We start from the raw sequence: 12,035 nt of genomic DNA on the forward strand, positions 1-12,035 counted from the left end.
GCAGACGGCTGTGCTGGTGATAAATTACAACATTATATCCGGATATTATTGACCGTAACCGTCATTTTGTTTCAGCTTGGTATTCAGCCTGATCTCCGTGATAGGAATAGGATACAGCCTCCTGGTGATATCCTTGTTCATGCCGAGATTATCGTTAGGCAGCGGATATTCTTTTTCAAACAGCCCGAAACGGATCAGGTCATTACGGCGCCAGCCTTCCCAGGAGAGTTCGCGGGCGCGTTCGTTCGGGATGCTATCCAGCACAATGCCTGTTAGCTGCGGGGCATGAGCGCGGGTACGCACCAGGTTCACCAGGTAATCCGGCGTTTGCAGCATGCCGTTCACCACGGAGGGAGTGGCGCCGCGTAAGAGCGCTTCGGCTTTCATGAGATAGATATCTGCCAGGCGGAACACCGGCACATCGTTCCCATTCAAACGGGTAGCCTGCGTAATAAGCACATCGGGATAGTATTTAATCGAGCGTACGCCGGAGGCCTGGGCAAATTGATCATTGCCAAGGTCCATCGGTTTACCCGGCTTCAGGATCAGCGGTTTGAAGATCTCAATCTGGGTAGTACTGTTGGGATAGTATACCGGGGTGTTAGTGAAACCGCCGTTACCATCGGGAGCAAACTGTTTGCCTACCAGCCAGGTCTTATTCCTGTCGTCGCCGGCCAGGTAAAAGCGGTCATAGAACTCGGGCGTAGTGCTCATGGCGATACTCAAACCTACGTTCATACCGTATGCGGTTGCCAGGTAATAGTAGAAACCGAAGCGGGTGAACTGGTTACCCGGGATCTGCTGGTCGTAAGGAATGGCGAAGATAGTCTCGTTGATCTGCGGGCCGTTATTAGGCAGGAAGATGTCGCGATACCTGCCGTCCAGGAAGTAGTTGGGATTCTTCTGGATGCTGTCTGCCATCGCCACTACATCCTGTTTGCGGTCAACACCGGTATAGATAGTGGAGTTAAGGTACATTTTAGCCAGCAGCGCAAATACCATTTCTTTGGTAGGCCGGCCGTAACGCAGTATGTTGTCAGCGCCATTGGCAGATTTAGATGGCAATTGCTGTACCACATCCTTTAGCTCCGCTTCAATGAACTTGAACACTTCAGCTCTCGGCTTGGTTTCCGGCAGCGCTGTCACGGGGTAGGAAGAGATGATCGGAACATTGCCATAGGTATCCATCATGAAGAAATAATATAAGGCGCGTACAGCCCTGATTTCTGCCGTGTAAGCCTGTTTGGAGGCTTCGTCGTTCTTGAAGAATTGCTGTGTAACATTGATCAAACGGCCGCAGTTGTTGATGCCGCCAAATCCCCACTGCCATACGCCGGTCACGTTCGGATGATCGAAGGTCCAGCTGTGGTAGTGGAGCTGACGGTATTGTCCGCCGTCGTCGAAGTTACCGTCCCTCGCAGGGATGATGGCTTCATCGGTAGATAGTTCCTGCATACGCCAATAGGCGATGGCGTAGCTGGAGGCCAGGTTGGCGTACATGCTGCCAAGCAGCGCGGTGTAATCCGCCTGGGTGAGGGGGAAGGTGCCGTCCACATACTGCGACTCCACATCCACATCCAATTTGCGGCAGGCGCTCAAGCTCACTACCGCTGCAAGTATTGTTGCTATTATTGATCTCTTTTTCATTTGTTTCTTGTTTGTCTTTTCAGCAATTAAAATGAAGCGGACAGACCGGCCATATAAGTGCGTGTTTTAGGATAGAGGTTGTTGTTGTCGATACCCGGTGTGAGGCCGCCGATGTTCACTTCAGGATCTATACCACGGTAGCTGGTGATCACGAAGAGGTTGTTGGCAGACACATAGAAGCGGAGGCTCTTGATGGCCTGGGTATGCGGTTTGAAAGTATAGCCCAGGGTGATGTTATCCATGCGCAGGTAGGAGCCGCTTTCCAGGAAACGGTCAGAACGCAGGTAAGCATTCCTGTCTTTGAAAGATTCTTCCAGTGTAAAGCGGGGTATGTTTTGCAGCTTGGAATCAGTAGGGTTGTTCAGTGCGGCCAGCGTAGAATTCAGGATCTTGTTACCCGTAACGCCACGGATCAGGAAATTAAAGTCAAAGCCTTTGAAGTAGAGAGAGTTGGTCCAGCCGTAGATCAGGGAAGGCTGTGCATCGCCACTGATGCGCGCATCGGTGGTCAGTGGCTGCTGGTTGGTCACCGTGCCATCTGCCTTTTGATAAGTACTGATACCGGCGCTGTCTTTACCCACGTAATGCCAGAGCTTGAAAGTACCCAGGGCGAAACCGTTCTGCACGATCTGGCTGTAGATGCCAGACTGGCCTTTACCGCCCAGCTGCGCAGTTTCTATGTAGTTGATCGTGAATTGATCGTTGGACAATTTCTCTACCCTGTTCTTATTATGCGCCAGGTTCACGGATGTTCTCCAGGTAAAGTTGCTTGTCTTTACCGGTACCGCATTGATGATCAGCTCAATACCGGAGTTCTTGATACGGCCCACATTGGCAGTATAGGTGGGAATGATATACTGTGTAGTAGATACCGGGTACTGATCATAGATCAGGTCAGATGTTTTCTTGATATAGTAGTCCACAGAACCGTTGATGCGGTCATTCAGGATACCGAAGTCCAGGCCGATGTTGGCAGTGGCAGTGCTTTCCCATTTCAGATCAGGATTTTCATTGCGCACCAGGTTAATGGCGTTGGTAACGTTGCCATTGTACTGGAACTTGGTATTGCCCGCAGGCGTTCCATATATAGACAGCGCAGTAAAGGCGTTGAAACCGGCGCTGTTACCGGATACACCATAACCTGCCCTTAATTTCAGCTGGCTGATGAGACGGATGTCCTTCATGAAGTTTTCATTGCTGATATTCCAGCCTGCAGAAACAGCAGGGAAATATCCCCAGCGGTTATTCTTACCGAAAGCGGAAGAACCGTCATTACGGAGGGAAGCCTGGAAAAGGTATTTGTCTGCATAAGCATATTGTACGCGACCATAGTAAGATATCAGGCGCAGGGTAGAGATCGGGTTGTTATCGAAAACGATCTGCGAGATATTGGTCGGGTTGGAAAGGTACAGGTTATTATAGGTCAGCGCATCGTTAGAGAAGTTCTGCGTGGTGACGCCGAAACCGTCATTGGTCTTATCCTGCTGGTAAGTATAACCGGCCAGCAGTTTTACGCTGTGTGCACCGAAATCCCTGTCGTAATTAAAATACGATTCCAGGATCGTGTTCGTATTCAGGTAAGAAGTGCGGGTGGCCCTTCCGTTTGCAGTAAGCACCGGTGCAAAGGTGTGCGTTAAGTAGGTATTGATGTTGTTCTGATCACGTTGGGTAGCACCAGACAGCGTATACTTCAAGCCTTTAAGGATCTCTACCTGGATGATACCGTTGATCAGCGTTTTGTTGTTATCAGTCCTGGTGGTGGCGCTGTTCAGCAGGGCCAGGGGGTTATAGGGGCCCGAACCGGTACGGGTCAGGTTTTCCTTATAGCTGCCATCTGCATTGTAAGGGCTTACAGTGGGCAGGTAGAAGATCATACCCGGTAACACCTGGTCCTGTGCAATGTTATTGCCTTTGGTGGAGCTGTTGGTCACAGCCAGGCTCAAACGCAGGCGGTTATTAAAATAACGCTGGTTGATATACCCTCTTACCACGGTGCGGGTGAGGTCTGTATTCCTCATTACGCCCTGGTTATTCAGGTAGTTCACGCTGCCGCCATAATCGGTGGTAGCGGTGGCGCCGCCGAAGGAGATATTGTGGTTGTGGGAGTAACCTTTTCTTAAGATCAGGTCCTGCCAGTTGGTATTTGAACCATCGTCATCCACCGGGTTGAGTGTTTGCCCGTTCTTTTTCAGGTAGTCGCGCAGCTCATTGCCACTAAGCATGTTATATCTTTTAGACACTTCTTCCATAGACACGTAAGCGTTGTAGGTCAGGCGGGTCTGGCCAGCTTTAGCGCGCTTGGTGGTCACCATGATAACGCCGTTGGCTGCACGCGCGCCGTAGATGGCGGTAGCAGAAGCGTCTTTCAGCACGTCCATGCTTTCAATATCAGCCGGGGCCAGCAGGTCGATAGACGCGCCGGGCACACCGTCAATTACATAGAAAGGCTCCATAGCGCCGCCGGAAGTACGGATGGTGGAAGGTCCCCTTAATACTACAGCAGGAGCTGCATTCGGGTCGCCGCTTTTGGTAACGTTCAAACCGGGCACTTTACCTTGTAACAATTCTGCAGGTGTGGTAAGCACACCCTGGTTGAACTCTTCAGATTTGATGGTGGTGATGGAACCTGTTACATCTTTTTTGCTGGCAGTACCGTAACCGATCACGACTACGTCTTTCAGCTGTTTGGTATCATTAACGAGGGTAACGTTGATCACGTCTTTACCCTCTAATTTGACCTCTTTGGATTGTGTGCCCATTAACGAGAACACCAGCACGTCTTCGCGGCTGTTCACCATCAGGGAGTAAGCCCCGTTGGCATTGGTGGTGGTGCCTTTGGCAGTGCCTTTCAGGGCTACTGTTACGCCGGGCAGGGGAGCGTTGTTCTCGTCGGTAACAATCCCTTTAATAAGGATACCGCCAGAGGTTTGCGCAAACGCCGTTACGCTCAGCAGCATAACCAGTAGCAATGAGAGTATTGCTCCAGGCGCAAAGCTGCAAAATGGCTTTGATCTGAAAATGTACATTTGCTTCATGTAATTTAATTATTAAGAAATGCTTGTTGTAGCCTGAATGGTCCCCGTTAGTTTTTACGTATTGCTCACTTTATTTTAAATAACCGGCAGCAAAAGTATACAAGGACAGCAGGTATCAAATACCACTCATCCGTCTTAACAATTACATCATGCTGCGATCACATTATGATCATAATATCTTAACACATAGGGTATTGCTCATATCATCATCTTAAATAAATTCCTCCCCAAAAAAATTTCACTAACTGTCAGCCATATATTATAATTTTGCACTTGATAAGATCGTCATCATCCCTTAAACCGTTTTTAAACTCCTATACAGTATTTAAACTTCCACTCATTATCAACAAATAGCCAACAGAACTAAAACCAGAAAACCATTTTTACATGAAGAAAAACCTACTCAGCTTTTACAAGCTTTTGTGTGCCTGCATGCTGTTATTGGCAGGGGCTGCAAAAGTGCAGGCTCAATTGCCGGCAGGCTTTGTTTTGCACAAGCTCACCGGTAATGTTATCAATGAAGCTACTGCTATGGCCCATGCGCCGGACGGAAGGATCTTTATGGCCGAACGTTCGGGCGCGGTGAAAGCGTTCCAGAACGGCACGGTAACCACGGTACATACCGTTACCACTACCACCGGTTCCGAACAGGGCTTGCTGGGCATTACCCTGCACCCCGACTTTGCCAGCAACGGCAAGTGTTACATTTTCTACACCAACCCTGAGATGACACGCCACTACCTGGATATGATCGTGATCAACACCGCCAACCAGGTGACTTCGAGCACCCGGGTAATGGAGTTTGACCCGATCATCAACGGCTTCCATAACGGCGGTGCATTATTGTTCAAGGGTAACCTGCTCTATATTGCGATCGGGGAGAGTAACTCTTCCGGCGAATCTCCCAAGCCGGATACCTACCGCGGTAAGATCCTGCGCTTAACGGAAGATGGTCAGCCGGCGCCCGGCAATCCTTATTATAATGAAGCCGGCGCTTCCCGTCAAAAGCGCAGCATGTGGGCCATGGGAATGCGCAATCCCTGGAGAATGAGCCTGGATCCTATATCACAAAAAATATTCGTGGTAGATGTAGGAGGTAACTATGAAGAGATCAATGACGTTACCAATCCCGATCCTGCCAAAAATTATAACTATGGCTGGGATCAGAACGGCCGTTCCGGACCGGACCAGGCTGCCAACACCATCCAGGCTGCTTTCAGTTATCCGCATCCTAACTGGGGCTGCGCCATTACTTCCGGCGTTTTCTTCAATCCTCCTGCTACTAATTATCCGCAACAGTACCGCAACCGCTTTTATTTCTCTGACTGGTGCGCCGATTGGTACAGGAGCGTAGACGCCACCAATCCCGGAGCTGGCTACCAGGAGTTCTCCGCCAGTCAATTTGGCCGCATACTGGGCACCAGCGTAGGCATTGACGGCAACATTTACTATTTCCAGTATGGTACCAACGGTAGCCTCTGGCGCATAGAATATGATAACAACCAGGCGCCTGCCATCGTAAATCACCCGGTAAGCGCCAGTGTGGTGGCCGGAGATCCGGCGTCTTTCACGGTAGCTGCTTCGGGCGCAATACCACTCAGCTACCAGTGGCAGAAGAACGGGGTGGATATTCCCAATGCTACCGCTGCCACTTACCAGATCGCACAAACCAGCGCTGCGGATGCAGGCAATTATCGTTGTGTGGTAACCAATCCTATTGGCAACATTACCAGCAATGCTGCTACGCTCACCATCCTGCCCTTTAATGCAAGGCCGGTACCGCACATTCTAACGCCTTCCGGAACACTTACCTGGAACGTATTGGACAAGGTAGATTTCTCCGGCGAAGCTACTGACCTGGAAGACGGCACACTGCCAGCATCTGCTTTCCGCTGGGAGATCCGCTTCTTCCATAAAGACAATCCCACCAGTGAGCACTGGCACCCGGGACCCGTAATACCTGCAGGCATTAAGTCCGGTAGCTTTATTGCAGACAACGGCGGTGAATCATCTCCCAATATCTGGTTCCGCATCATGCTGTTCGTTACCGACTCGCAAGGCCGTACCGGTGTAGACTCTGTAGACATCCAGCCTAATAAGGTGGTGCTCACCGCAGACGCCAGCGTAGCCGGACTGAAACTCGTAATGGGCGCACAGGGAACAGCGCCTTTCTCTAAAACAATGGTGGTGAATGCGGCCTTCACGCTGCAGGCTATCAGTCCGCAGGTGCTGGGCAACAACGCTTATGCCTTCACTTCATGGGAGCATGGCGGCGGTGCAGAACAATCCCTGCGCGTACCTGCCGTGAATACCACTTACAAGGCTAATTACGAGATCAGCGGTTCACTGCAGAATCCTTTCTCCGGTCTGCCCATCAACCTGCCCGGTAAAGTGGAAGCAGAAGATTTTGATACGGGCGGCGAAGGCATTGCCTATCACGACGCTTCTGCCAACAACCAGGGCAACCAGTACCGTACTACAGATGGCGTGGATATAGAAGGTTGTTCAGAAGGCGGGTATAACATTGGCTACGTGGCCACCGGCGAATGGCTGGAATATACCGTGAACGTAACACAGGCCGGTGTCTATACCATACAGGCCAGGGTGGCTACACCGTATGCAAACAAGACCTTCCATATTGAACTGGACGGACAGAACATTTCCGGTACCATAGCCGTTCCCGTTACAGGCGGCTTCCAGGGATGGCAAACCGTTGCAGTAAATACACCTGCCCTGACCACAGGGATGAAAACACTGCGCATCGTCATGGATGCGGCAGATCTTAATATCAACTATTTAACCTTCGCTATAGCGGGCAGTGGCGGCAGCGCCCCACAGGTGAACATTACATCGCCCGCCAATAATGCCGCATTCTTTGATAATGCAGATATCGTGATCAAGGCCAACGCAACAGATGCTGATGGCCCCATCCGCAAAGTGGAGTTCTTCCAGGGCGCTACCAGACTGGGAGAAGATACTACCAGCCCTTATGAATACACCTGGATCGGCGTTGGCGTAGGTAACTACTCACTGACCGCCAAAGCCACCGATAACCAGGGACTGGTCACCACCTCTGCTGCTGTGCCCATCGTAGTAAACGCTATACCGGCCCTGAAAACAATTCCCGGCCGTATCGAAGCAGAAGATTATGATGCGATGTCAGGCATCGGAACGGAAGGTACGGGCGATACCGGCGGCGGACAAAATGTAGGCTGGGTGAATACCGGCGACTGGATGGACTATCATGTGAATGTGACTGCTGCAGGTACTTATACAGTTGCCTTCAGGGTAGCCAGCAATCCTGGCGGCGGACAAATACAGCTGCGTTCCGGTGAGAATATACTGGCATCTGAGATTGTTCCCGCAACCGGCGGATGGCAGTCATGGATCACGCTCACGGCTACGGTTACACTGGCTGCAGGCGAACAAACACTGCGCGTATATGCAGGCGCTTCCGACTGGAACCTGAACTGGATGGAGTTCAGCACCGGCGTGAACGCTGCTCACGCCACAACAAGCATTGTGAAATTGTATCCCAACCCGGCGAACAATACGCTGAAAGTGGGTAACCCGAAGAACAACGGTATCTACAAGGTCACCAACATCAGTACTTCGCAGACCACCCAGCTGCGCTCTGCAACAGGCACCCTGGATGTAAGCAGCTTAGCGGCAGGCACCTATGTGGTGGAATTCTATGATGGAGAGAAGCTGATCAGGAAGAAGTTTGTCAAATTGTAATCTGATAAAACAAATGGAGCCGCCCTTCCGCCAGCCGGCGGACGGACGGCTCTCTTGTTTATACCCTTATGGCTATTTTGCCTACCGTTCTGCCGGAAGCTATCTGCGCATGGGCAGCGGCCATCTCCTCAAAAGCAAATACTTTGGAAACATGCGCTTTCAGGCGGCTATCTGCCAGTAGTTCTGCCAGCCGCTGCATATCTGTTCCATCAGATGCTACCAGTATAAAATAGCCATTAATGCCTTTGGCTTTCGCCTTTTCTGTTACCGCTTCATTCAGCCCGCTGGGAATGCTGATCAGTGTGCCGCCGGGTTTGATCACTTCCAGCGAGCGGTCTATCATATCCCCACCGATGGCGTCCAGCACGAAGTCCATACCGGATGCTACCTTTTCAAAAGCCTGTGCTTTGTAATCGATGTGTTCATCGGCACCCATGCTGAGTACAAAGTCGCGGTTGGCGGCGGAGGAAGTTCCCGTTACATGGGCGCCCAGCCATTTTGCGATCTGTACTGCAAAGTGGCCTACACCACCCGCTGCTGCATGGATCAGTACTTTACTGCCTGCCTGAATATTCGCATGCTTTACCAACGCCTGCCAGGCCGTAAGCGCAGCCAGGGTAGCAGCGGCAGCTTCCTCATGAGAGATATTCACAGGTTTAAGGGCAAGGTGGGAGGCCGGTGCTGCCACATACTCCGCATAGGCTTTACCATGCCCGGGGAAATTGACCATCCCGAATACTTCATCGCCCGGTTTAAAGGCGCTCACTGCCGCTCCAATAGCTGTTACTACTCCTGAAATATCCCAGCCCAGGATCAGTGGTGCAATATCTTTCAAACGGCCGGCCATGCCTTTGCCCAGGCGGGTCTTAATATCAACTGGGTTGATGCTGATGGCTTTTACCTGTACCAATACTTCATCGTCTTTTATTTCCGGGACAGGCAGGCTTACCTGTTGTAATACTTCCGGTTCGCCAAACTGGCTGATAGTGATCGCTTTCATGTTGCTGTAATGTTTGTATGGTAAAATTATACCGGGAATGTCCTTTATTACTGGTACAACTTTTCGTTTTATTGGTATATTTGGGGCATGCGGCAAGAAAATCTACATGAGCCTTTTTCCCTCGTGTTTAAAACACTGGATGAATGTCCCCAGCAGGAGCACAAGCACAGTTTCTTTGAGCTGGTGTATATATTGTCAGGCACGGGCATGCAATGTATTAACAAGAATAAATTCAGGTATCACGCGGACCATATGTTCCTGATCACGCCAGATGACTGCCATTCTTTTGAGATAGAAAGCACCACATCCTTCTTTTTCCTGCGCTTTAACAACATCTATATCCGCTCTAAAAGTATTCATACGGATAATATTCAGCGCCTGGAGTTCATCTTGCAGCATGCCAATCACCAGCCGGGCTGTATACTGAAAAACCAGCTGGACAAAACCCTTGCAAGGCCCATCATTGAAGCCATTGCGCGGGAGTATGCGCAGCGGGACCTGTATAATAAAGAGCTGGTGCAGCACCTGGTAAATACGCTGATCGTGGTAGTGGCCCGTAACATTGCGAAATACCTGCCCGAGAAAGTGGAGGCGGGCACAGAAGAAAAAGCGATGGATATATTGCAGTACATCCAGAACAATATCTATGACCCGGAGAAAATCCGTACGGAGGAGATCAGCCGGCGTTTCGGCGTGTCTGAATCTTATTTGGGACGCTATTTTAAGCGGCATACCAACGAGACCATGCAGCAGTATATCAACAACTATCGCTTAAAGATGGTCGAGCACCGCCTCTTGCACAGCGATATGCGCATGGGTGAGATTGTCCAGGAGCTGGGTTTTACGGATGAGAGCCATCTTAATAAATTCTTCAGGAAACAGAAGGGGCTGAGCCCGACGGCATTCCGGAAAGCGCATATTTCCGCCTGAAATACAACAGTGAAATAATAGTACCTGTTAGTCCTACGATGCCGCTCACCAGCACCAGCTGCTGGTAAAACTGCAGCCAATTGGCTTCCACTTTCAATATGGTTTTGATCAGCAATACCCCCACACTGCCCAGGTAACCAAAGGAGTCTGCCAGGTAGATCAGGAAACCCACATTGCCCGCAAAGCGGAAAGCTGCGATAAAGCGGTCAAACAGGATGCTGTTAAAAGGAATGTATACCATGTACAGCCCCAGACCTACCAGCAACATCCAGCTATATAGGGATGTCAGCTGCTGCATGTACAGTAAAGTAATCACAAGGGAAATAACAAAGCCCAGCAGCATGATCACCTGCGCCAGCATAAAGGCGCGGAAATTATTGCGCAAGAGCATCATGGCAGCGATCAATATTAGGATGATCACCGTGATGATGGTTTCTGTGCTGGCAAATACACCGGCGTTGAACACCTCACCGGATTCCCGCCACATATCTGCCATGAAGCTGTCGCGCACTTCGCGGAGAATGGTGACCAATACATAGATCACTACCAATGATAAAATGCCGGGCAGGAAGCCGGCCAGCAGCGCCCGGCGTTGTTCGCGCGACATAGGCAATCGCTCCATGCGTTGCGCTTTATCTGCTGCATTGGGTGGAGGGATTTTTTCCAGGAGATATACAAAGAGCAAAAGTGGTGGTATAAAGATACAGCCTACCACAAAGGGCATCCAGTATTCGCTGACCTGCCAGCCGTTCATCACCCATTGCGCAGTGGATTTTGCCAGTCCCGAGGCAAAGATGAAGCTTACTGCCAATGCTGCGCTGATCAGGTCTGTGGTCCTTCTGCCTTCTACATAAGAGAACAGTACGCCCCAGAGCATGCCCAAAGGAAAGCCGTTCAGCAGCAGGCACCAGAAATTATACGGCGCAGGCAGCAGGGCAAACAACAGCCATGCCATCCAGGCAATGCCTACCAGGAGCAGGATGAGTTGTCCGCGGCCCATGCGTTTCATCTCTGAAATAAAGCGGATGCCGTAGAACTTACTCAGCATATAACCAAATACCTGGGTCACCACCAGTACTACCTTGTAATCCATACCCAGTACAGTATAGCCCGCATAGGGTGCTACATTAAAAGCCTTGCGGAAAGCAAAGATGCTGGTATAGGCGGCAAAGCTGGTGATGGCTGCGAAGATGGCCACGGTGATCTCCCGGGAGCTGAATTTAATATCCTTCATCCCCTAAAAATTAATATTTTTATGCGTAACTATTAACAATTATGCAAAAATCCAACAGACGTAGATTCCTGGGCACTGCTGCCGCCCTTGCCGCCGGCACTGCTGCTGCAGCAATGCCGCTGCCGGTGAAAGGCAATAAATATCCGGTGATACACCATGTGTTTTTCTGGCTGAAGAATCCCGGTTCGGTAGAAGATCGTAACAAACTGGTAGAAGGCGTAAAAACACTCTCCAGGATACCTACCGTAAAAGAATTGCGTGTAGGCATAGTAGCAAGCACTGAGAAAAGGGATGTGGTAGATAACAGCTGGGGTGTGTCTGAGCTGATGTTCTTCGAAGATCTTGCCGGACAGGCCACTTATCAGTCGCACCCCATTCACCTGGAGTTCATCAAGAACTACAGCCACCTGTGGGAGAAAGTGATCGTGTATGATGCCATAGACGCCTGAAG

The 12,035-nt window shown here is 50.5% G+C and carries 7 protein-coding genes; 3 read left to right on the top strand and 4 right to left on the bottom strand.

The genetic code is table 11. The annotated features are described in order from the left end of the window. Positions 1-45: 45 nt before the first annotated feature. Together ACR9Y8_RS27565 and ACR9Y8_RS27570 are read right to left on the bottom strand one after the other, a co-directional pair. The gene (locus ACR9Y8_RS27565; RefSeq protein WP_481216517.1) at positions 46-1,647 is read right to left on the bottom strand and encodes a RagB/SusD family nutrient uptake outer membrane protein; all 1,602 of its coding nucleotides are present in this window, start codon (positions 1,645-1,647) and stop codon (positions 46-48) included. 26 nt (positions 1,648-1,673) lie between these two features. After that, entirely contained in the window at positions 1,674-4,682 is a 3,009-nt protein-coding gene (locus tag ACR9Y8_RS27570) for a SusC/RagA family TonB-linked outer membrane protein (protein WP_481216518.1), read from the bottom strand. Between the two features lie 387 nt (positions 4,683-5,069). On the opposite strand from ACR9Y8_RS27570, the gene ACR9Y8_RS27575 reads away from it, so the two are divergent. Next, positions 5,070-8,420, top strand: a complete 3,351-nt coding sequence (locus ACR9Y8_RS27575; protein WP_481216519.1) for a carbohydrate-binding protein — start codon at positions 5,070-5,072, stop codon at positions 8,418-8,420. 58 nt (positions 8,421-8,478) lie between these two features. Here ACR9Y8_RS27575 and ACR9Y8_RS27580 read toward each other — a convergent pair whose 3' ends face one another. Next, complete coding sequence (locus ACR9Y8_RS27580) at positions 8,479-9,420, bottom strand: NADP-dependent oxidoreductase (protein ID WP_481216520.1); 942 nt, start codon at positions 9,418-9,420, stop codon at positions 8,479-8,481. An 87-nt stretch (positions 9,421-9,507) separates the two neighbouring features. Between ACR9Y8_RS27580 and ACR9Y8_RS27585 the strand changes: the two genes are divergently transcribed. Next, positions 9,508-10,350: an AraC family transcriptional regulator gene (locus tag ACR9Y8_RS27585; protein ID WP_481216521.1), complete on the top strand. Its 843-nt coding sequence runs from the start codon at positions 9,508-9,510 to the stop codon at positions 10,348-10,350. On the opposite strand, the gene ACR9Y8_RS27590 is transcribed toward ACR9Y8_RS27585, so the two are convergent. Then, positions 10,292-11,584: a DUF5690 family protein gene (locus ACR9Y8_RS27590; RefSeq protein ID WP_481216522.1), complete on the bottom strand. Its 1,293-nt coding sequence runs from the start codon at positions 11,582-11,584 to the stop codon at positions 10,292-10,294. The genes ACR9Y8_RS27585 and ACR9Y8_RS27590 overlap by 59 nt on opposite strands. A gap of 41 nt (positions 11,585-11,625) precedes the next feature. Here ACR9Y8_RS27590 and ACR9Y8_RS27595 point away from each other — a divergent pair, with 41 nt between their 5' ends. Further along, the gene (locus tag ACR9Y8_RS27595; protein WP_481216523.1) at positions 11,626-12,033 is read left to right on the top strand and encodes a Dabb family protein; all 408 of its coding nucleotides are present in this window, start codon (positions 11,626-11,628) and stop codon (positions 12,031-12,033) included. Positions 12,034-12,035 lie beyond the last annotated feature (2 nt).

Source organism: Chitinophaga sp. SVR4-12A (genome assembly GCF_056754765.1).